General features: G+C 39.8%; 17 protein-coding genes and 1 tRNA gene. 13 read left to right on the top strand and 5 right to left on the bottom strand.

Annotated elements, in window-relative coordinates; genetic code table 11:
• Window positions 1-407 precede the first annotated feature (407 nt).
• Window positions 408-1,304, top strand: a complete 897-nt coding sequence (locus FNW02_RS12300; protein ID WP_191757831.1) for an alpha/beta fold hydrolase — start codon at window positions 408-410, stop codon at window positions 1,302-1,304.
• Between the two features lie 123 nt (window positions 1,305-1,427).
• On the opposite strand, the gene FNW02_RS12295 is transcribed toward FNW02_RS12300, so the two are convergent.
• Both FNW02_RS12295 and FNW02_RS12290 read right to left on the bottom strand, forming a co-directional pair.
• Window positions 1,428-1,958: a DUF4330 domain-containing protein gene (locus FNW02_RS12295; protein WP_191757830.1), complete on the bottom strand. Its 531-nt coding sequence runs from the start codon at window positions 1,956-1,958 to the stop codon at window positions 1,428-1,430.
• Complete coding sequence (locus tag FNW02_RS12290) at window positions 1,946-2,218, bottom strand: hypothetical protein (protein WP_191757829.1); 273 nt, start codon at window positions 2,216-2,218, stop codon at window positions 1,946-1,948. The genes FNW02_RS12295 and FNW02_RS12290 overlap by 13 nt, the downstream gene beginning before the upstream one ends.
• Window positions 2,219-2,414: 196 nt before the next feature.
• Between FNW02_RS12290 and FNW02_RS12285 the strand changes: the two genes are divergently transcribed.
• Complete coding sequence (locus FNW02_RS12285; protein WP_191757828.1) at window positions 2,415-3,272, top strand: M48 family metallopeptidase; 858 nt, start codon at window positions 2,415-2,417, stop codon at window positions 3,270-3,272.
• Window positions 3,273-3,334: 62 nt separating this feature from the next.
• Here the strand turns inward: FNW02_RS12285 and FNW02_RS12280 are convergent, their stop codons facing one another.
• Together FNW02_RS12280 and ahcY are read right to left on the bottom strand one after the other, a co-directional pair.
• Window positions 3,335-4,096, bottom strand: coding sequence for a metallophosphoesterase family protein (locus FNW02_RS12280; RefSeq protein WP_191757827.1), 762 nt, complete (start codon window positions 4,094-4,096; stop codon window positions 3,335-3,337).
• A gap of 247 nt (window positions 4,097-4,343) precedes the next feature.
• Entirely contained in the window at window positions 4,344-5,621 is a 1,278-nt protein-coding gene (gene ahcY, locus FNW02_RS12275; RefSeq protein WP_191757826.1) for an adenosylhomocysteinase, read from the bottom strand.
• A gap of 556 nt (window positions 5,622-6,177) precedes the next feature.
• On the opposite strand from ahcY, the gene FNW02_RS12270 reads away from it, so the two are divergent.
• Both FNW02_RS12270 and FNW02_RS12265 read left to right on the top strand, forming a co-directional pair.
• The gene (locus tag FNW02_RS12270) at window positions 6,178-7,818 is read left to right on the top strand and encodes a mechanosensitive ion channel family protein (protein WP_191757916.1); all 1,641 of its coding nucleotides are present in this window, start codon (window positions 6,178-6,180) and stop codon (window positions 7,816-7,818) included.
• A gap of 228 nt (window positions 7,819-8,046) precedes the next feature.
• Window positions 8,047-8,310: a hypothetical protein gene (locus FNW02_RS12265; protein WP_191757915.1), complete on the top strand. Its 264-nt coding sequence runs from the start codon at window positions 8,047-8,049 to the stop codon at window positions 8,308-8,310.
• Window positions 8,311-8,440: 130 nt separating this feature from the next.
• Here FNW02_RS12265 and FNW02_RS12260 read toward each other — a convergent pair whose 3' ends face one another.
• The gene (locus FNW02_RS12260; protein ID WP_191757825.1) at window positions 8,441-10,387 is read right to left on the bottom strand and encodes a right-handed parallel beta-helix repeat-containing protein; all 1,947 of its coding nucleotides are present in this window, start codon (window positions 10,385-10,387) and stop codon (window positions 8,441-8,443) included.
• Window positions 10,388-11,139: 752 nt separating this feature from the next.
• On the opposite strand from FNW02_RS12260, the gene FNW02_RS12255 reads away from it, so the two are divergent.
• From FNW02_RS12255 to FNW02_RS12215, 9 genes are all read left to right on the top strand, one after another.
• Window positions 11,140-11,511, top strand: coding sequence for a hypothetical protein (locus FNW02_RS12255; RefSeq protein WP_162397989.1), 372 nt, complete (start codon window positions 11,140-11,142; stop codon window positions 11,509-11,511).
• A gap of 252 nt (window positions 11,512-11,763) precedes the next feature.
• Window positions 11,764-12,888 (top strand): alpha-hydroxy acid oxidase, encoded by a 1,125-nt coding sequence (locus FNW02_RS12250; protein ID WP_191757824.1) that lies wholly within the window; start codon window positions 11,764-11,766, stop codon window positions 12,886-12,888.
• A gap of 460 nt (window positions 12,889-13,348) precedes the next feature.
• Window positions 13,349-13,432 (top strand) — tRNA-Leu (locus FNW02_RS12245).
• Between the two features lie 263 nt (window positions 13,433-13,695).
• A complete protein-coding gene (locus FNW02_RS12240; protein ID WP_191757823.1) occupies window positions 13,696-13,905 on the top strand; it encodes a hypothetical protein in 210 nt (69 codons plus the stop codon).
• 537 nt (window positions 13,906-14,442) lie between these two features.
• On the top strand, window positions 14,443-15,240 hold the full coding sequence (locus tag FNW02_RS12235) for a WecB/TagA/CpsF family glycosyltransferase (RefSeq protein WP_191757822.1): 798 nt from the start codon (window positions 14,443-14,445) through the stop codon (window positions 15,238-15,240).
• Between the two features lie 844 nt (window positions 15,241-16,084).
• Window positions 16,085-17,584, top strand: a complete 1,500-nt coding sequence (locus FNW02_RS12230) for a lipopolysaccharide biosynthesis protein (RefSeq protein WP_191757821.1) — start codon at window positions 16,085-16,087, stop codon at window positions 17,582-17,584.
• Between the two features lie 84 nt (window positions 17,585-17,668).
• Complete coding sequence (locus FNW02_RS12225; protein ID WP_191757820.1) at window positions 17,669-18,940, top strand: glycosyltransferase; 1,272 nt, start codon at window positions 17,669-17,671, stop codon at window positions 18,938-18,940.
• A gap of 302 nt (window positions 18,941-19,242) precedes the next feature.
• Entirely contained in the window at window positions 19,243-20,517 is a 1,275-nt protein-coding gene (locus FNW02_RS12220) for a glycosyltransferase (RefSeq protein WP_191757819.1), read from the top strand.
• A 37-nt stretch (window positions 20,518-20,554) separates the two neighbouring features.
• On the top strand, window positions 20,555-21,580 hold the full coding sequence (locus FNW02_RS12215) for a glycosyltransferase family 2 protein (protein ID WP_191757818.1): 1,026 nt from the start codon (window positions 20,555-20,557) through the stop codon (window positions 21,578-21,580).
• Window positions 21,581-21,606 lie beyond the last annotated feature (26 nt).

The following is a 21,606-nucleotide window of genomic DNA, read 5'->3' as shown; positions in this document are numbered from 1 at the left end:
CAAAAGCTATTCTTTCTACATGGAGAAATAGAATTAATAACTTCTTAAGACTGGTATTTTGACTATTACTGATGTTCAAAACTAACTGTGAGGTTTCTGATAGATAGAGTACCATAAAAAACTCATGGGCTATTTACTCTTTAGTAATAGCGGCTACCAGCATAAAACCTTGTAACATAGTATTCACAACGTAAATTTATTGTTTGTTGTAAAAAAAAATCGCTAAATCTTTACAAGTAATCCAGCGATTTTACATCTACTTAATCCGACGGTGGTAAGAAGTTATAGAGCGATAGTTTAGCCGATAATAACTAATGAGTGGGGAGTTTAAACTCAACAAGCAAGTATTCTGAGGTGATACTTGTATCACCTATAGTAAATAATTACCGCAGTAACTAAAAGTACTTATGTTTCAGCCACTAGGATTTGAGCAACGCTCCATAAATACCTCACTAGGTAGAATGGTGTATTATACTGCTGCAAGCTCACCTTGGCAGGACAATGTGACTGCACAAGATGACCGAGAAACTTTGGTGTTTCTCCACGGTTTTGGTGGTGGGTCTTCTGCTTATGAGTGGTCGAAAGTTTATCCCGCTTTTGCTGCTGAATATCGAATTATTGCACCAGATTTGATTGGTTGGGGTAGATCTGAGCATCCACCACGAAATTACAAGATTGAGGATTATTTAACGACGATTCGTGAGTTTTTCGAGCAGACTTGTACAGGCCCAGTAACAACGATCGCTTCTTCTCTGACCGCAGCGTTTACAATTCGAGTTGCGATCGCTCGTCCTGACTTATTCAAGTCCTTAGTTCTCACTACTCCAGCTGGACTTTCTGACTTTGGTGAAGATTATACCCGGAGCTTTTTTGCTCAGTTAGTCGGACTTCCCGTTCTTGATCGCTTGCTGTACAGCACTGGAGTTGCCACTAGCGGTGGTATTCGCAGTTTCTTAGAGCAACGACAATTCGCCCAGCCTAATCGAATATACGAGGAAATTGTAGAGGCTTATTTACAATCTGCCCAGCAGCCTAATGCTGAGTATGCGGCGCTGTCTTTTGTACGTGGCGACTTGTGTTTTGATTTATCCCTTTACATTCAACAATTAACAACTCCCACCGCCATTATTTGGGGACGGAAGTCGGAATTTACAGGCCCTTCAATTGGTCGCCGCCTTGCTGAAATGAATCCTCAAGCAATTCGATTTTTTCAACAATTAGAAGATGTGGGTTTAACGCCCCAGTTAGAATTGCCAGCAGTGACAATTGGATTAATCCGCCAATTTTTACCTTTGCTTAATTAGTGATTTGTCAGTAGTCAGTTTTTAGTTACAACTGACTACTGACGAAAATCAGTGATCGCAATAAAAAATTGCCTCCTGAAGGGGGAGACAATGGGTAAAATATTATCAACAAAAGTGAGAATGTTATTTGTCTAATCTAACATCAATGACAGTGGCATTAAAGCTGTAGTTGAAGCCTTCCAATTCAAATGGCATACCGATTTTAACTTTACTATTACCTAGCACTGGGCCGCTTTCAGTAACTTGGGCTTTGCCATCTAAAGTCAAAAGTAAATCGGTACTAAAATTGTTGCTTTTTGGATCTGGTAATTCTTTAACAGAACCATCGGGTTGGAAAACATTTACTGTTCTGGGTAACTGTTGAATTGATTTAATCTCAATCTGACCATAAGGTTGATTGCGGATAATCACATTAGTTTTCCCACCTTTTTTTAATCCGTTGTTGAATAATTGTTCAGGGTCGCGCACATTCAAACCCCGAACTACTAAGTCTACTTCGATAGGTACTGTCTTTGTACCAACTTGGGCAACAGAACCGGAAGTACCGGGAAAGAAAAAGATGCCAAATATAACTAGCAGAATTACCAACGCAGCACCTAAATCAAGGAGGTTGATTTTACCGAATAAGCGTCCTTTGGAATCTAATATAGCCATAACAAGTTTTCCCTATAAGCAAAGTAATTGATTGTGGCAGCAAGGTTTTTAAGGGTAACGGCAATATTCCCTACTTGGTAATACTCACGACTGGGCGTTGCGGTTATGCGACAGTTTATCACGTCTGTTGAAAATTCGGAGTCAAGGGAACTGTGCCTTAAAGGTCGTAAAATAGACCATGCCAAAGTGTACCCCAGACCCCAGTCTTTGCGAAACAAAGGCTTACCCATCTTTAAAACAAAAAAATAAGGGGTTTTCACGATGACTACTCCTTGGAACGCTATATCTAACGACAAGACGTTCCTGCTTTTTTAGCAAGTGGTGTTCAAGACTGCGACCCCCTCACCATTACGCATCTTTGGTATTGGGTTTAAAATGCAACTTAGAATGCTCTAAATCCGTCTTATAATTTGTCTCTCTTTTTATATTTTCCCAAGATTATCTTCAGGCCGGATTATGATCAACTGGAAAGGCTTTTTGGCAAATTACCGTTTGTGGCGGCGTCGCTGGTTATATCCTTTAATTTCAGTGGTAGTCGCCCTCAGTCTATGCTTGAGTACACCCTTGCCTGGTAGAGCCATAGACTTATTTCCGCTTCTATTCCAGGGAGTTCAGGTACTTCAGCTTTCCAATATATCTGCACGTCAGGAAGCTGATCTTGGTAAGCAGATTAATCAGGAAATAGTAGGCAGTCTTAGACTTTACCGCAATCCTGAAATTAATCGCTATGTCGAACAAATTGGTCGGCGTTTAGCAGCTAATAGCGATCGCCCCAATCTCCCTTATACCTTCCAGGTAGTTGAGGATGATGCCATTAATGCCTTTGCCACGTTAGGAGGTTATGTATATGTTCACACTGGTTTACTCAAAGCCGCAGATAACGAAGCAGAACTGGCAAGTGTCATCGCCCATGAAATTGGTCATATTGGCGGAAAACACCTGGTTAATCAGATGCGACAAAAAGCGATCGCTAGTGGTGTCGCAACAGCTGCGGGATTAAATCGTAACGCAGCTGTGGGTATTGGCGTAGACTTAGCACTAAACCGTCCGCGCAGTCGTCAAGATGAGTTCGATGCCGATAAAAGAGGATTAAGAACTTTGACACGCAGTGGTTATGCCCAATCTGCAATGGTTTCCTTTATGCAAAAACTGCTGACAAAAGGTTCGGTTCCGACATTTTTAAGTACACACCCCGCAACCAGCGATCGCATTGATTCCCTTAGGCGTGCCATTAACTCTCAACGCAGCAATGGGAATTATGGCTTGAATAATGCGGCTTATAAAGCTAATATTCGCGCATTAGCGCGATCTTAGTAGCACTCTGTGCAGATTCAAAACTCAACACTCAAGAATTCTTTCCATCTTCCCATCCCATATCATGCACCTTGCTTTTTGCGGCGTTCAGCTTTGATTTGGGCTGGATCAACCGTGATTACTGCTTCTTTCAAAGGCAGGGTGCGGAGATGGTGTTTATAAACGTTAACTTGATAAACCAGGTGATTTGTAACATCGAGTCCAGTTAACCAACCACTGCGTGGATGATAAGCGCCAGTATCTATGTCTAGCCATCCTTGTCCTTGTGCTAGTTTACCAGGAGTAACGCCTGGTAAAGTAAAGGTAATGGTGTGACCAATAATAATCTGCTTATCCGGGAAGTAAGGCTTTTGAATACTGTGAAAGTCGTCTCGTATCCAGCAAAGTTGATCGGCGGTTTGTTCTGCTACCGACTTGGAAGGGTCAACACCTGCATGAGTTAACCAAAAATCACCCAAGTCAAGATATGTAGGCAAAGCCTTAAACCAATCCAAATGCTCGTCAGGGATTGTTGCTTTGTCATAACTGGCTACGGTCGCCTGCCCTCCACTATACAGCCATGCTTGCATTGTTGGGGAGGAGACGCTTTTGTTAGTCAGAATGCTTAATAACATCTGCTCATGATTCCCCAGCAAACATGGGTAGTTATTTTGCTTGACAAAATTCACTACTTGTGAACTATGAGGGCCGCGATCAATTAAGTCTCCCAGAAAATAGATCTGATCATCTGACGTGGGGGCGATCGCCTCCAACAATGTCATCAGACCCTCATAATGACCATGTACGTCCCCAATGACAATTCGACGGGGGCTAATTTCGCTCATCGTCTCTCAGCTTGAATCATTTTGGCTAACACTTTTGCTACAGTTTAAGCTGTCTGCTTTTCGCAAATAAGGCTAAAAAATACTTGACAAATTTTATTTTAATTATTATCTCAGGAATGGAGAAAGTTTTAATTTAATACATAGAAAGTGGGATAAGCAAAGTGCCTATCCCACAGAAAAAAGTTCAAAACATGAAGTTTTGGCTTAAGTCTTACCTTTGGAGCTATGAGCAAATTCTAGGATTAGCTCAAGTTCCAGTAGTCCAAGAATTGGTGTATTCAATTTGATCTGGTGTTAGGGTATCGATACTAATTCCAATTGCCTGTAACTTCAGCCGAGCAATTTCTTGATCTACCTCAGTTGGAATCGAGTGCAAACCGGGTTCTAGCTTACCCTTGTTCTTCACCAAATATTCGCAAGCCAAAGCCTGATTGGCAAAACTCATATCCATCACCGCACTGGGATGTCCTTCCGCAGCAGCAAGGTTAATCAAGCGCCCTTCACCCAGAACGATGACTGATTTGCCATTAGGCAGTTTATATTCTTCAGTAAAGGGACGTACTTGCTTGACTTCCTTCGCTTGAGAAGCTAAATATTTCAGGTCAAGTTCAATGTCAAAGTGACCAGAGTTACAAACGATCGCGCCGTCTTTCATGACCTCGAAATGCTCAGCGCGAATGACGTGCTTATTACCGGTGACTGTGATAAATAAATCACCTAGAGGAGCAGCTTCGGCCATTGGTAGAACGCGGAAACCATCCATTACGGCTTCAATTGCTTTGATGGGGTCGATTTCGGTGACAATTACGTTAGCCCCAAGACCTCTGGCCCGGAGTGCAGTACCTTTACCGCACCAGCCATAACCAGCAACGACAATGTTTTTACCAGCCAGCAGAATATTTGTAGCGCGGATAATGCCATCTAGGGTTGATTGCCCAGTACCATAGCGATTATCAAAGAAGTGCTTGGTATCAGCATCGTTGACATTCACTGCGGGGAAGGTGAGAACGCCATCTCTGAACATGGCGCGTAGCCGCACAATTCCTGTTGTGGTTTCTTCAGTAGTGCCAATTAGATCGGCAATTTGGTGTTGGCGTTCTTGGATCAAGGTGGCAACTACATCGCTTCCATCATCAATAATGATATTGGGGCGGTGATCTAGAGCAATTTGGACGTGGCGGTTATAAGTTGCGTTATCTTCACCTTTTTGGGCAAAGACGGGAATTTCATGATCAAGGACGAGGCTCGCGGCTACGTCATCTTGAGTTGACAGGGGATTGCTGGCAATTAAAAGTGCGTCTGCACCACCAGCTTTGAGAGCGATTGCTAAATGTGCTGTTTCTGTTGTCACATGGGCACAAGCTACAAGCCGAAGCCCAGCAAACGGTTTTTCTTGGGCAAAGCGATCACGGATTTGTCGTAAGACTGGCATCTCGCGTCCAGCCCATTCAATGCGCTGTCTTCCCAAGGGAGCTAGGGCGAGGTCTTTAACCTCGTGCTTTAATCGGGGAGAAGTTGCGGTCATTAAAAATTACCTCAAAAAAGTAAAAAAAGTTACGTAAGTATTTTACGTACCTTACTGACTGTTCTACGACCAGCTATTTTTGCTTGTTATTACCAAGCTGCCAGTCAATAGTCCTCAGCACTAGCTTGACGTTTGATCAGCTTAATGTCAACTTCATCCCTAGGTTTTTTCTTTTTGTTTTATCTTTGGTGAGAGTATTATCAAGGACTGCTCTGGCTATTACTCAAAGTATCTAAGTACAGTAACATCTGTCTAAAGGTAGGAAATAATTAAAAAACATCAAAATTTCATCACCCGAAAGGAAATACTGAACTTTAGATAGGTACATGTACTCAAATTTATTGAGGAGGATGGTCATAGAACTTAACAGTAGATTCTTCTTTAAGGAGGTGTTTGAGTGCGCTTTCAATTTTTGGCAACCACAAAGCAGGTTCCATTACCAAACTTTGTCAAAGATAAGGTTGCCTTTACTCCTCTGGAGGCAGAACAGGTATTTTCAGGGCAATGCCTCGGTATCCGAACCATCATGCAGACTGTACGAGGCTCTAAAAAGGGTATGCAACCCAAAGGTCATTTGAGTAAGGGACTGATAATAGCGATCGCCAGTTCAACGGTTATAGCAGGTGGGTCTGTGCCCAAAGCTACAGCCCAAATTCCCTTTTTGCCGCAACTGCAAACTCCCAGTAGTGTGAGTAATGATTCAAATAACAGAACTGTTTCTGGCTGGGTTTATTTAGATGGTCGCCAGTTGTTTCAAATAGCGGCTTCAAGAACCAATTTTCCTGAGCGTTTGGAAGATATCCAAAAGAAGTTGGAGACAATTAGCCAAAATTACTTTCAGTCACCTGCAAAAACAGTCAAGGTAGAGGTTCGAGAAGCAAACAAATTGCCAGTAATTTATGTCAACGACCAATATCTGATGACCGTCACTTCCGAAGATGCTGGACTGCGACAGTTAGATATCTCAACATCAGCAAACCAAATCGCCGAAGCTTTGCGAGAAGACTTGCAACGCGCAAAACAAGAGCGACAAACACAGTTTCTCATTGACCAAGGTAAAATTGCTGCGGCTACTGGAGTGGCGATGATTGTCATGAGTTTAGGGGTATATGGCTGGCAGCGTCGTTCTTTAAGAAAAGATTTATTACAGCCTAGCCCTTCAACTTCACCAACCGCTAAACCAATTACAACACAACTAAATCATCAACAAAAGCAGCATCTTCAAGAAGCCAAAAAACGATTGTTTCAGCTAACTCAAGCAGGAATTTGGGGCGGTGGAAGTTTTATCATCTTAGGTCTATTTCCCTACACACGAGCCTTTCAAGTAGGAATTCTCAACGCCGCTCAATTTCCTTTAAGATTAGCTGTTGTGGCGCTGGTAACTTATGTAGCTATTCGTTTAAGTTATGCTCTCATTGACCGCTTCTCCTCAACTCTAATCAGCAGTGGTGCTTTTCTAACTCCAGAAAGTTCTGAACGGCTACAACTACGAGTTTCTACATTTTCTGGTGTGACTAAAAGTATTGCTACTGCTATCTGCGTAGGAGTTGGTATTTTACTAGCTTTGGTTTCGTTAGGTATAGATATCGTTCCCTTGCTAGCTGGTGCTAGTTTAGTCGGTGTTGCGGTGTCTCTAGCTTCACAAAACTTGATTAAAGATGCAATTAACGGCTTCTTGATCATCCTGGAAGACCAGTACGCTTTAGGAGATGTGATTGCTGTAGGAAATGTGGGAGGGTTAGTCGAAAATCTAAATTTGCGGATGACTCAGGTTCGAGATTCCGAAGGGCGGTTGATTACAATTCCCAATAGTGAAATTAAAGTTGTTGCGAATCTTTCTAGTCGTTGGTCAAGAGCGGATTTAACTGTCCCGGTTGCCTATGAGGCTGACGTTAACGAGGCTTTGAAGTTGATTGAACATATAGCCTTGGAGATGGATCGAGATCCGCAATGGCAACGTCAAATTATTGAAACGCCGCAAGTTCTGGGAATAGATCTTTTTGGCGATCGCGGTCTGATGATACGTGTATGGATTAAAACACAGCCACTCAAACAATGGGATGTAGCACGGGAGTATCGCCGGCGCTTAAAAGTCGCCTTCGACCAAGCAGGTATTTCCATCCCTGTACCTCAACAAGCGATTTGGGTGAATGATCCTCAGTTGCTAAACTCTCAGGCGAATGGTAAAGCTGATTAAGAATACGGATTTCTTAATCTGTAATTCATAAATCTAAGGTGAGTTACTTTCAGCCGTAACTCACCCTAGGAGATTCAGCCCTATATCCCCCTATTTTCTAGCTCAGATATCACTCTTTCCACATATTAATACAAATGTACTATAATAGATATAGCATTCACAAAGCCTGGTAAAATGCAAAACGGCTCTGTGACAACCTCCTGGAAGATGGATTCACGGGTTAGTCCTATGATCAAGCATTACATTCTCAACCTCAATCCGACTGCTAAGCACGAATGGGATCGGTGTATTTTACGTGATCCGTTAACTGCCAAACGCCCAGAGATTGCCAAATTAATAGCCGAAGCGGTTGATGCTGATACAGGCAGTTATTTGGTAAGTGTAAATATAGAAGTAACGGTGTTGGAACAAGCTGCGGTTCCTCAAGCCGAACAACTCTCGCTTTCATTTCCAGAAATGAGTATGTCGTCACAACTGCGGGAAGTCGCTTGAGGTACAGTGCAGAATTTAGGTTCAAAAATATTGAAATAGGAGAGCCAAGAGTCAGTAAAAAGAAAGTATATTCTGACTCCTGACTTCCTTTTCTACTATTACAACTAACGCAACTTTGTCTAAACAGGTATTAGACTGCAAAATTATTGGCGCTGTTCATATCAGTAGCAGATATTTTGCTAACGGTTATCAAATTGACAGCACGATTCCGACCAGCTGAACCATCTGGGTCAAACAAGACGATAGTATCGTTTCCCTGAGTTTCAAAACGCAAGTAGCCCCCGGAAATTGCACTTGCAGAGTTCAGGTTGCCTAAACCGAAACTTCGGAAAAGTTGCCTCAGAACAATCTTATCTGTATTAACTTCAAAGTCAGCGATCGTATCTCCTAAATCTCGGATACTTGTATAAACAAACGAGTCTGCACCTTTCCCACCCGTAAGGATATCTCTTCCTTGGTAGCCAGTAATAATGTCATTGGCAGCAGTACCCTTGAGAATGTTGCGCCAAGGTGTGCCATTGATTATATTTACTACTGCCTCAAACGCACCGATGTCTACTCTACCGCCAGAGATGCGAGCAAAGCCAGAACCGCGCTGATCAAAGGGTATTTTTTCAGTGGTATTGCTGTCACTATCCAAATCTATGGTATCGGCAGGCACGTCTGCGGTTTTACCACCATTGATGGCGGGGCTACCTGTGATGAGGGCGTGAGTTTTGACTAAACCACCATTGTCTCGCAACGTGGTATCTAAAACCTCTGTGATGGCAACATTTAGCTGTTCGCTAGGCTTAAAGCCTGTGCTGCCGTTGAGGCTACCAATAAGGTTAAAGCCGTTGCTGATGAAGTTACCCACTACATCAGAATCAGAGGTAGTTTGCTCATTGTCATCCATAATTTTGACGTTACCAGCAATAATGCTGTTTTTCACTGTGGCAGAGCCAGAGCTAGAGTTGTATATACCACCACCAGCGCTTTGCCCATCGGGGTAGTCGTAATTGGAAACTTTGTTAAGCGTTATGGTGCTGTTGAGCACCGTTACAGTACCAGCATTATAGATGCCACGGCCAGAGTTGCTGCTGATAGTACTGTTGCTCACGATCGCAGTACCAGTCTCATCATTGTAGATACCACCACCAGCATTACTGCTAATAGTGCTGTTGATTATAGTCAAGGTATCGTTGTTAAGGATGCCGCCGCCGAAAATTGCTGAGTTATTGCTCATGGTGCTGTTGATTAAAGTCAAAGTACCACCATTGGAAATACAGCCACCAGTACCATCTGCATAATTGTCGCTGATAGTGCTGTTGGTAACGGTTGCGGTAGCAATATTGAAGATGCCGCTTGCAAATTCTGAACTATTGCCACTGATGGTGCTGTTGTTTATTGTCAAAGTACCAAACGAATTGTAAATCCCACCGCCGAACCTGGCAGAGTTATTGCTAATAGTGCTATTAGTTACTGTTGCGTTGCCAGAGTTGTAGATGCCACCACTACCATCGCCATAACGATCATAACCTCCGTTGTTGTCGTTGATAATGCTGTCGTTTACCGTTAAATTACCAGTATTGAAGATGCCGCCACCGCCTGCATATCCTCCTGATACATTGTTAGTAATATTGCTATTTCTTATAGTGAGAGTACCAGAACTATAGATACCACCACCTTGATACTCTACTGAGTTGCCGCTGATCGTGCTGTTGCTTACAGTTAGAGTGCCAGCATTAAGAATGCCACCACCACCTATATCAAAAGACCCTGAATCCAAAAGCGCATTATAGCCATTAGCAATAGTCAGTCCAACAAGATCGACAGTAACACCGCTGCTAATCTCAAAAACACGGCTTTTATTGTTACCACTCACAGTGAGCAAAGAAGCACCCGTTCCTTCAATACTCAGATCGTCTGTAATTTGAAGACTGCTACCACCAAGGGTAATGGTATCAGCGATGTGATCAGCAAACACCCCATCAAAATTGATGAAGTCTTTGCCCGTGAGAGCATTGGCTGACGAAATTGCCTGCCGCAGTGAACCAGTACCACTATCGTTAGTGTTAGTAACGCCGAATATTGCCATTGATGATGTGACTCCTATTTTTTCGCAGAGGTATTCCGCCAAAAACTTGCACTTGTGGCGGTTCGAGTCTGAAGCATTTTTCTAGCGATCGCTTAGTACTCAGGAGTGTGTTTTGTCAAACATCATGAATAATTAAGCTACTGAAAACAGCGCTTCATTAAGGTGTATGAAAAATTAGTTACAGCAATTGTTAAGGTAAGTAACCAATATTGGGATGGAGTTTTGCTACCACCCAATTCACACTTTGAATTCTCAAAGCCAAAGGTAAAGTGCTGACTAATTTTACAGATGATTCAAAAAATTTACTTATGCTTAGTAAAAGCATTCACAAACTATTCTATACACATACTAGCTTGATGTAAAAAATTTCTTGAGAGTTTATTTTTACTTTACATTTACCTAATTGGGTAAAGTTACTATAAATTTTTGGTAAATGGCGATCGCCTACTACACATCTTCTGATTTGTGTGCGTCCGTTTTTTCTGGCTCAGAGAGCACCTTTTCTGCTGTTTGCAGTACATTTATACTATAATAGGTATATAGCATCCACAAAAGTTGATTAAGTGTAAAACCGCTCTGTGACAGCCTTTTCGATAATGGATTCAAGGGTTAGTTTTATACTTAAGCACTACATTCTCAACCCTCATTTAACTGCTAAACACGAATGAACTAGCAGTAGACAAGTGATAATTCTTACTTGTTCTCTTGTTATCCTGCTTTATTAATCTATGTTCTCAGAGGAAAATTATTTGATGATGCAACTGAGTCATTATCCAGCTGCGATCGCCCAAGCTGCTCAACGGGCTAATGAAATAGACTCTCAGTTGATGGCAGTGCAGCACCAGATTAACCGATTTGAGGGTAATGCGGATCGTGCCGCTGCCTTTGATATCGATATGAAAAACGATGCTCAACGCAAGGCCCGCCGCTTTGAAGTTCTACTTGTGAATCAGGAATATCAGAAGGCAATGGACACCTTGATTCGATTAAGTGCTGAAAAAGCAAATGCGATTGCCCATTTGGAATATCTGCGTAACCAGTTTAGTGTAGCTAAATTAGAAGCGAGATTAGCGATCGCTCAACAACTTACTGATTTTGAATCTAGGGAATTAGTGGGTTTGTAATTGCACCTATCCAGAGCCATAGGAGAAGATCAAGAGTTAAGAGTAAACTTCTTTGGCGTTGCTGTTGAGAATATGAATTTACCTCATGCAGAGAGTAAGAGTTTAGAATACTGAATTTTTAAATTTCATATCCAAATTTAGCAACGCCCAGATTTTTATCAGATTCTAGTGCGATCGCACCGCTCCAAAGCAATTTATCATAACTCTGGTCAGATAAAAAACCACCCCATTGCCTAACCCACAACCGCCATCATGACAGTTGTATCAAACGACTCTCGCTTTCAACCCATTAACCTTTTCGAGTATGAAAAACTAGCAAAAGAGCATCTATCTCAGATGACACTTGATTACTACAGCAGTGGCGCTTGGGACGAAATCACGTTGCGTGATAATCGTGCTGCGTTTGAACGAGTCAAGTTGCGACCTCGGACGTTAGTTGATGTTAGCGATCGCAATCTGAGTACCTCAATTTTAGGACAACCTTTGCAACTACCTCTGTTGATTGCACCGATGGCTTTTCAATGTCTGGCTCATCCAGATGGGGAAGTTGCAACAGCAATAGCCGCAGCATCAGCAGGTGTGGGCATGGTGTTGAGTACAATGGCGACAAAAAGTATGGAAGAAGTGGCCGCTGTAGGTAACAAACAAAATACCTTGCAGTGGTTTCAGCTTTATATTCACAAAGATCGAGGATTGACTCGTGCTTTAGTAGAAAGAGCTTACGCCGCAGGTTACAAAGCACTTTGTCTGACGGTAGATGCTCCTGTGCTTGGACAACGAGAGCGAGATCAGCGTAACGAGTTTGCCTTACCACCAAATTTGCATCTAGCTAATCTCGCAACTATTTCAGGGCTAGATATTTCTCATGAAACAGGGGAATCTGGGTTATTTACCTACTTTGCTCAACAGCTTAACCCAGCGGTAACTTGGCGCGACTTGGAATGGTTGCAGTCCATATCTCCCTTACCTTTAATACTCAAAGGAATTTTACGAGGTGATGATGCTGTGCGTGCTGTGGAGTCTGGAGCTAGAGCAATTATTGTTTCTAATCATGGTGGTAGACAACTTGATGGTGCGATCGCATCTTTAGATGTTCTAGCTGAAATAGTAGCAGCAGCGGATGGTAAAGCAGAAGTACTATTGGATGGAGGTATCCGTCGGGGCACAGACATTCTCAAAGCTCTAGCATTAGGAGCAAAAGCAGTACTAATCGGGCGACCTGTTTTGTGGGGGTTGGCGGTAGCAGGACAAGTCGGTGTATCTCACGTCATCTCGCTGTTACAAGATGAGTTAAACGTGGCAATGGCACTGAGTGGCTGTGCCAAACTACAGGATATAGACTCTAGTCTCTTAAGATTCAATCAATCTCTAAGCTAATACCAAGTTGTGATTGCTTGTGATTCTGAGCAAAGAGAAGATCTTAGAGATAGTTTCCTACAAAATCAAGGCCTAGTTTGGCTTTTGAGTAAGGGTAAACTACACTGTGTTTCGTAAACTACGGGAACCAAGGCAAATACTATACAAAATACTATCTTTGGCTTCGTATAAGCAGGCAGAAGTAAATACCTCTAAGGTAGTAAGTAAGGCACAACCCAGGCAATTGTGATAGCCCTGCTTCAGCAAGTACTCAAGCGTCAGAACGAGCATCACCCGGAGAGCTTGCCGCAGGTATCGCCCAGTACCCAGAATTGGAAAATGCTTGTTAAAAGTGCAATTAAGCAGACTGGTATAGTTTTTAAATTAATTTAAAAACTATTATCCAGCAAGATTTCTAGAATAAAGAACATTTTTTTTGCAAAATCACTAAATAGGCTATAATAATAAAGTTGAGTATTAAGGGCGGGTGGCGAAACTGGTAGACGCACCACACTCAAAATGTGGCGGCCTTGCGGTCATAGGAGTTCGATTCTCCTCCTGCCCATTGTTTAAGCCTTATTAAAAAGGGTTTAAGGTTAAAATACGCTTTCGTATTAGCGCTCATATAACTAAAGAAGAATCAATATCTTATCTAGGATATATATTATTGCTCTTAAGAATAAGTGACTGCGATCGTGTTATACTTCGAGAGTACATACACAATATCTTCCTGGAATATTATCAATGTAATTTTCATGGAAATATTTATTTCTAAGTTAAAATAACTATCAACAACAAACGCTAACTATCTAAGAAAACGCAAAGATTATGCGACTGAAAAGATGGGAGTCTCCCCGCAAAGAAGGTAGGAATGATAAAGGTAGAGGCGGTTCTGCCAGAAAACGGCAACTCAAAAAGCAAAGGCAAATGCTACGCCAAAAACTCAAAGAAGGTAATAAACCTGAAAACGATATAAAGAATACAAAAAGGGGGAAGATAAATTTATCTTCCCCCTCTTTTTTAGCTTTATTTTTATAAGAAAATAATATTTATAAATTTTATAGTATAGATTTAAATCTTTAATAAATTTAGCAAGAGACAAAAAGTACATTATCTAAATTTTTGAAAAAAATAATTTAAATCAAACTGCTTAAGCACATACTTACGTATCAAAATCGGTAGATTAGCTGATTGTCTTTCTAGGATTTTACCAAGCAAAGTGATTATTTTTACGTAGTAGATATAACTCTACGAAAATATACATCTATAGTAATTTATGGTAATTGTAATGCTTGCATGAACTAACTTAAAAATAATTATGAAGTAAGTATGAATTTTGTCAATCCGTGTCTGAAATCCCTTGGTTAAAGCAGTAAAGTACGATACAGTGACAAATAATTATACTATTACCGGAGAAGCAAAAAATCTACTGCCAAAGTAACTGCATCTCCATGTGTTAACTTCCGATTATGATACAAGTCTACAAAAGTCAGAAACCATCTAAGCTGACTTTTTCTATATTCGGAATGGTATGGGTAATCTATAGATTCTTTTCTTGGACACAAGGAGTTATTTATGGTGGGAAGAGTGTTTCTACCTACAAAAAAGGTGCTTGATTTTCCTATTACTGCCTTACGTTTTGACGACCAGATACAAACAATATTGAAGTGGGCGAGTACCCGTGAGAGTAAAACTGTATGTGTAGCCAATGTGCACATGCTTATGGAGGCTCACTCTAATCCAGAATTTGCGAGTGTACTAAGAAATGCAGACCTAGTTACTCCTGATGGTATGCCTCTGGTGTGGATGATGCGAAAAATGGGAGCGCGTTACCAAGATCGTGTCGCAGGGATGGATATTTTTCTAGCATTGTGTCAGCTAGCTCAAACCCAAAATCTCAGTGTTTTCTTTGTAGGTTCTCAAACCGAAATTCTTTCTAGAATGCGAAAAAGATTAGAGAGGGAATTTCCTCAGCTGAAAATTGCAGCAATGGAACCTCTACCTTTTCGTCCTCTGACAGAAACTGAAGACGAAGCTCTGATTAAGAAAATTAATTATAGTGGTGCTGGTGTTGTATTGGTATCCCTAGGATGTCCAAAACAAGAAAATTGGATGGCTCAGCATAAAGGTAAAATTCAGGCTGTAATGCTTGGATTAGGGGGAGTTTTTCCAGTTTACGCAGGAATCCACAAGCGAGCACCCCGCATGATTCGAGACTTAGGGCTTGAATGGCTGTATCGATGGATTCAAGAACCACGTCGACTTTGGGGGCGCTATGCAACCACAATTCCACCCTTCATGTGGCTAGCGACTAAGCAACTGTTGTCATCTAGTCGTCTTGCAGGAGTTTTTCAGAATAGCAGTGGGGATTGAGATATTCCTAGTATTCCTATTTGGGTAATCTAATGTGTAGTGCTTTTGCGTTTTCCGCAGTTAGTGTAAAAGAATACAAATTTCTTACTAAAAAGCTTAGACACACGGCAGATGATATTACACAGAATATTAACTCTATCAGGACATTCTTTTTTATGGGGGAGTAAAACTTCCCCCTCTATTGTCACTATGCCTGCACATATTACTTTCACAAATGTGGAATTGAAAACGAGTTTTTCCTATTAAAAGGTTATGTTGCTTTGTTCGATAGTGTCAAAATCTTTATCATTAAATACCCTCAAAGCATTACTAGAAGATGTTATTAATAATGTTTTATAACAGCTTATATGCTTTCAAGTTTAAGAGAAGTTTATAACTCACTCTGCATAGGGGCACTGAATGAGCAGTGAGCATGTATTTCTGTCTGAGCAACGTAACCTGTTTAGAAAAGCCAAAAATTTATATAATCTTAACAAATTTTTTCTCAGCTTTTTCCAACTGTATCTCATTTAAAGCCTGAAAATATAAATATATGGGTAGTTTTGTTCCTAAATTGATTATGAACGTGGGTAGATTTTCTGATAAAAGTTTTTTGAATTGCTACCAATTTGCTAAAAAGTTATGGCAAGATGATTTGGAAGCCACCATGTAAAACTTCAACAAGATTAGTTATATTCAGCAATATTAACTAAGTATATTCATCTGAATCTGTTGGTTTTGTTAGTAATTGCACTTGTTTCAGTCTTAATTGCCAAGTTATCTGGGACTACACTCTCATGTTGGTTTTCCATCTCGTCGTTATTGAGTTGATAGCGACTTAATCAACTCTAATTTAGCCGTATCTATGAAAAATCTCTTTTCCAATGACAAGAACGACAAATATTTCCGCACAGATCATCTGAAGGCTGATCTTAAAGGACGCTCTGTTCGTGGTGGTGCGATCACAATGGTTGCCCAAGTTTTGAAGTTTAGCTTGAACTTGGTATCCAATGTAGTATTAGCTCGATTACTGACGCCACAAGATTATGGCTTAATAGGTATGGTGACTGCGGTTATTGGGTTTGTCGGTCTGTTCAAAGACTTGGGGTTGTCAATGGCAACTGTCCAGAAGGAGGAGATTAATCATGAGCAAGTTAGCACCTTGTTTTGGGTGAACGTGGCACTTAGCCTAACAGCTGCGCTGATTACTGCTGCGATCGCGCCTGGAATTGCTTGGTTTTATAATGAACCCCGTTTGATTTGGATTACCCTGGCGCTGTCCGTGGGTATTATTTTTGGTGGGTTCAGTGTTCAGCACAGCGCCTTGCTCAATCGCCAGATGCAATACAAGGCGCTAGTGTTCAATGATATTCGCGCTATGGTGATTGGCATTCTAGCGGCGCTCGTTGCTGCTTGGTATGGATTGGGCTACTGGGCACTAGTAATTTTGCCGCTTGTTTCAGGGTTTGCTGGCGTTATAGGACTCTGGATTGCCTGTGCTTGGCGTCCCGGACTACCTGTTTGGCGATCGGGAGTAGGTTCAATGTTGGCTTTTGGAGGACATCTTACTGGCTTCACTACTATTAATTACTTTGCCCGAAATCTTGACAATGTTCTCATCGGAAAATACTGGGGTGCTCAACAGTTAGGTTTATACGCTAAAGCTTATCAATTGCTAGTTCTGCCGATTAACCAGATTAATGCACCAATTACTGCGGTTGCTATCCCTAGCTTAAGTCGATTGCAACAGGAGCCAGAACAATTTCGCCACTATTACCTCAAAGCTATTTCAGTAATTGCTTTTCTAACTACGCCAACGATCATCTTTATGATCGTGGCATCAGAAGATATCATTGGATTTCTTCTCGGTTCCCAATGGCTTGGGGCTAGCACAATCTTTCGATTATTAGCCATATCCGCATTAGTTCAGCCGCTTTGTAACACTACTGGTTGGCTGTACATATCTAGAGGCAGAAGCGATCGCATGTTCAAATGGGGTTTATTCTCTTCTTCCTGGCTTGTAACATCATTTTTTATTGGTTTACCATATCAAGCATCTGGAGTAGCTTTGTCCTATGCCATAGCCATGCTTTTACAAGCATTTCCCTGCATCTACTATGCAACAAGAGGCACATCAATTACAATGCTTGATGTGTTTGAAGCAGTAAAACAAACATTTATATCATCAGTAGTGGCGGGTGCAGCAATACTTGGCATCAAGATTTGCATTGGCTCAAGTCTACCCATTTGGGCAACAGTAATTATTTATGCTGCTGTAATGAGCCTAGTATATCTCGGATTAATGTTCTACGTATTTAAGATGAAAAATTTTTATTTGAGCTTTTTACGTGAGTTTAAAAAATGAAATTTAAGCTTTATGTCTATTAGAGAGATTCACTTTACTAAGTATTAAGTTATTTTTTTAATTTTATATATTAGGATATGTATTATGAAAATTGCCTTCTTTGTTAATCAATTTCCAACTTTATCTGAAACTTTTATCTTAAACCAAATAACAGGATTAATTGATCGTGGGCATGAAGTTTATATTTATGCTGATCGTCCAGGTGATATGTCCAAAATACACCCCGAAGTGGAGAAATATAATCTGCTGGCTAATACCTACTATATTGGAAAACCTGATAGTCGGATTTTGCGGTTAATTAAAATATTTAAATTATTGCCGAATTTTCGGCGAGATCCCATTCTTTTGTTGCATTCAATAAATTTATTAAAGTACAAAAAACTAGCAGCATCATTAACATTATTCTATACAGTTGCTCAATTACTCAACAAACCAAGAGTGTATGACATTATTCATTGTCATTTTGGAACTAATGGACTCAAGGCAATCCTTCTTAAGGAACTTAATGTTATTCAAGGTAAGCTAATCACCGCATTTCATGGTTATGATGTGTCACAATATGTTAAAAAATATGGAACTAATGTTTATGCAAACTTATTTGCTACAGGAGAACTTTGCTGTCCGATTAGTAAACACATGAAGTTTCAGTTAGCTGAACTAGGTTGTGATGAGAATCATTTAGTCATACATAGAATGGGAATAGACTGTCATAAATTTTTATTTACTTTACGTCAACAGCCACAAGATGGCATTATCCGAATAATAACAATAGCCCGCTTAGTTGAAAAGAAAGGAGTGGAATATGGTATCCGTGCGGTTGCTAATCTTATAAAGTCTGGAATGAAGCTTGAATATAACATTGTTGGTGACGGTTTTTTGCGAGAAAACTTACAACAATTAATTCAAGAACTGGATTTGATTGATAGTATAAAGCTACTTGGCTGGAAGCAACAACAAGAAGTTGTAAAAATACTTGATAACTCTCATATTTTACTTGCCCCAAGCGTAACAAGTCAGCAAGGCGATCAAGAAGGCATTCCCATAGTCTTAATAGAAGCAATCGCAATGGGTTTACCCGTAGTGAGCACATACCATAGTGGAATTCCTGAGTTAATTGAAAATGGTAAATCAGGTTTTCTGGTTCCTGAAAGGGATGTAAATGCTTTAACTGAGAAGCTACACTATTTAGTCGAGCATCCAGAGATCTGGGCGAGTATGGGTTTAGCAGGTCGAGTATTTGTAGAAGAAAACTATGATATTAATAAATTAAATGACAAACTAGTTGAAATTTATAAAAATCTATCTCATACAAACACAGAACAAAAAACTGCTTTAACAGCCTCAGCTTCAATCTAAATAATGTATGCAAAATTGAGTTTTAGATCATAAAAATTTATAAAAGCTTCCAAAAAATATACATGGGCGTAGATGTATTTTAATAAAAAGTATTATTGTAAAATTTTCTTTGATTTTTTATGAGCAATAGTGATTATTTATGCTGCTATTTTGTGCTTAGTGTATCTAGGAGCAATATTTTATATATTTATAATTTCGAGGTAAGTTTAAAAATAATATTGAAATTTTATGCATGTTGTGTTGTGTAGATTAATTTTTACCAGTTCTAAATTATCTTATCATTATGTTATAGGATATGCGTTATGAAAATTGCCTTTATTGTTAATCAATTTCCAAGTTTATCTGAAACTTTTATTTTGAATCAGATAACAGGTTTAATTGATCGTGGGCATGAAGTGGACATTTATGCTAACCAACCAGGCGATACTATAAAAATACATTCAAATGTATTAAATTATAGTCTTTTGGAACGTACGTACTATGTGGGAAAACCTAACAATCGCCTTTGGCGAGGTTTAAAAGCATTTAACTTGCTGTTTATGAATTTTTGGCGTAATCCCATTATCATAGTGCGTTCACTTAATATTTTTAAATATGGAGAAATATCTGCATCATTAACATTGTTTTATGCTGTTGCTAAATTATTAGAGAAAAAATCAGTATATGACATTATTCATTGTCATTTTGCTCCTAATGGTGTTAAAGGTTCAATATTGCGAGAAATTGGCGTTATTCAAGGGAATATAGTCACAACATTTCATGGTTATGATGTAAATGAAAAATCTCTAATGTACAATGCAGAAATTTACAAGCTAACTTTTAGTATGGGAGATTTATATACTACCAATACAACTTTCACAGGTAACAAGGCTATAAAATTAGGTTGTCCTGTGGATAAGCTTATAAAGCTTCCTGTCGGTCTTGATCTCTCACAGTATACTTTTCAAAAAAGACAACTTTGCCCCAATGAAACTATAAAAATTCTTACAATTGCAAGATTAGTTGAAAAAAAAGGTATTGAATATTCGATTAAAGCAATAGCAAATGTTTTAAAAAATTATTCTAATTTAGAATATCAAATTGTTGGCGATGGCCCTCTTCGGGAATCGCTGGAAAAACTGGCTATCGAACTTAAAGTCATAAATAAAATTAAATTTTTAGGATGGCAAACACAAGATGAAGTGTGCCAGCTTTATGCTGATTCCCACATTTTTATTCTATCAAGTGTAACTGCGTCCAACGGGGATCAAGAAGGGCAGGGATTAGTTTTACAAGAGGCACAAGCTATGGGATTACCGATATTATCCACATTGCATAACGGAATCCCTGATGGTGTGCTTGATGGTAAATCAGGCTTTCTAGTTCCTGAACGGGATGTAGATGCTTTAGCTGAGAAGCTCCGCTATTTAGTCGAGCATCCAGAGAGTTGGGGAAGTATGGGTTTAGCAGGTCGGAAATTTGTAGAAGAACATTACGATATTAATAAGCTGAATAACAGACTAGTTGAAATTTATAAAAATGTATCTTATCCAGATACAGCACAAAAAACTGCTTTAACAGCCTCAGTCTACATCTAAATAGAGCATATATAAATTATTTTTGGAGGTACAAATAATGGAATTTTCAGACAATACACAAACACAACTCCAAAATCAACCCATTGTTAGTGTTGTTATACCAACCTTTAATCGAGCTAACTTATTACCTAGAGCAATTTCCAGCGTACTTGCACAAACATTTTCCAATTTTGAACTAATTATTGTAGATGACGGTTCTACAGATAATACAGCTGAAGTTGTCAATGAATTTGCAGATCCCAGAATTAGATATATTGCTTTGAGCAAAAATGGCGGTGGAAGCCACGCACGCAACCAAGGCATACAATTAGCGCGCGCAGAGTTTGTAGCTTTTTTAGATAGTGATGATGAATGGTTGCCTAAAAAATTAGAATTACAATTAGCCCGTCTCCAATCTAGTGATGATCCTCATGCTACGATCGTTTATTGTTTAGGCTATGAATATTATGAATCAGTCCAACGCAAAAAGCTGCCAAATTTGATTGCTCACGAGGGGGATGTTTTTAATAATTTATTAAGAGGATGGTTACCTTCTACTACGTCTTTATTTCTAGCCAAGCGATCTTCTTTAGTAGATGTAGGCGGTTTTGATGAAAGCTTACCTAGTTTTCAAGATTACGATTTATGGCTAAGTCTAGCTAAAGCTAATAACCATTTTCTTGCTGTGACTGAACCATTAATTATTAGATATTTTCATGGGAACCAAATTATCAGTAACTTGTCAGCAAATTTAACAGGTTTTCAAATTTTTGAGAATAAGTGGGGATCAATCATAAAGCAACGTCTTGGATATAAAGCTTATCGTGAATCCATAGGCTTAAAAATGTCAATCATACAAGTTAATAGGGTAGGAAAGGCAGTTGATGCAGGACAAAGATTTTTAGCTTTACGTTATACACTTAGTCTGTTACAATTTCTGCCAATGTCGGGAACTTACATACTATCGGGATTAATACTAACAATATTTGGACGAACAATGTTTGGACGCAGAGCACAAGAAAATCTGGCTAAATTGAAAAGTATTTTAACTAAACGAATAAACAAGGATGAAATTAAATCATAAAGATTATTGTTTATTCTTTGATAAGT

Source organism: Komarekiella delphini-convector SJRDD-AB1, assembly GCF_014831675.1.
In the GTDB taxonomy this organism is placed as follows: Bacteria; Cyanobacteriota; Cyanobacteriia; order Cyanobacteriales; family Nostocaceae; genus Komarekiella.
This window is presented reverse-complemented; position numbering and strand designations above follow the sequence as displayed.

What these genes read in the sequence shown, in the direction of transcription:
- FNW02_RS12300 (WP_191757831.1), top strand. Translation starts at nt 408, where the DNA reads ATGTTTCAGCCACTAGGATTTGAGCAACGCTCCATAAATACCTCACTA.
- FNW02_RS12295 (WP_191757830.1), bottom strand. Translation starts at nt 1,958, where the DNA reads ATGGCTATATTAGATTCCAAAGGACGCTTATTCGGTAAAATCAACCTC.
- FNW02_RS12285 (WP_191757828.1), top strand. Translation starts at nt 2,415, where the DNA reads ATGATCAACTGGAAAGGCTTTTTGGCAAATTACCGTTTGTGGCGGCGT.
- FNW02_RS12280 (WP_191757827.1), bottom strand. Translation starts at nt 4,096, where the DNA reads ATGAGCGAAATTAGCCCCCGTCGAATTGTCATTGGGGACGTACATGGT.
- ahcY (WP_191757826.1), bottom strand. Translation starts at nt 5,621, where the DNA reads ATGACCGCAACTTCTCCCCGATTAAAGCACGAGGTTAAAGACCTCGCC.
- FNW02_RS12270 (WP_191757916.1), top strand. Translation starts at nt 6,178, where the DNA reads ATGCAACCCAAAGGTCATTTGAGTAAGGGACTGATAATAGCGATCGCC.
- FNW02_RS12265 (WP_191757915.1), top strand. Translation starts at nt 8,047, where the DNA reads ATGATCAAGCATTACATTCTCAACCTCAATCCGACTGCTAAGCACGAA.
- FNW02_RS12260 (WP_191757825.1), bottom strand. Translation starts at nt 10,387, where the DNA reads ATGGCAATATTCGGCGTTACTAACACTAACGATAGTGGTACTGGTTCA.
- FNW02_RS12255 (WP_162397989.1), top strand. Translation starts at nt 11,140, where the DNA reads ATGATGCAACTGAGTCATTATCCAGCTGCGATCGCCCAAGCTGCTCAA.
- FNW02_RS12250 (WP_191757824.1), top strand. Translation starts at nt 11,764, where the DNA reads ATGACAGTTGTATCAAACGACTCTCGCTTTCAACCCATTAACCTTTTC.
- FNW02_RS12240 (WP_191757823.1), top strand. Translation starts at nt 13,696, where the DNA reads ATGCGACTGAAAAGATGGGAGTCTCCCCGCAAAGAAGGTAGGAATGAT.
- FNW02_RS12235 (WP_191757822.1), top strand. Translation starts at nt 14,443, where the DNA reads ATGGTGGGAAGAGTGTTTCTACCTACAAAAAAGGTGCTTGATTTTCCT.
- FNW02_RS12230 (WP_191757821.1), top strand. Translation starts at nt 16,085, where the DNA reads ATGAAAAATCTCTTTTCCAATGACAAGAACGACAAATATTTCCGCACA.
- FNW02_RS12225 (WP_191757820.1), top strand. Translation starts at nt 17,669, where the DNA reads ATGAAAATTGCCTTCTTTGTTAATCAATTTCCAACTTTATCTGAAACT.
- FNW02_RS12220 (WP_191757819.1), top strand. Translation starts at nt 19,243, where the DNA reads ATGAAAATTGCCTTTATTGTTAATCAATTTCCAAGTTTATCTGAAACT.
- FNW02_RS12215 (WP_191757818.1), top strand. Translation starts at nt 20,555, where the DNA reads ATGGAATTTTCAGACAATACACAAACACAACTCCAAAATCAACCCATT.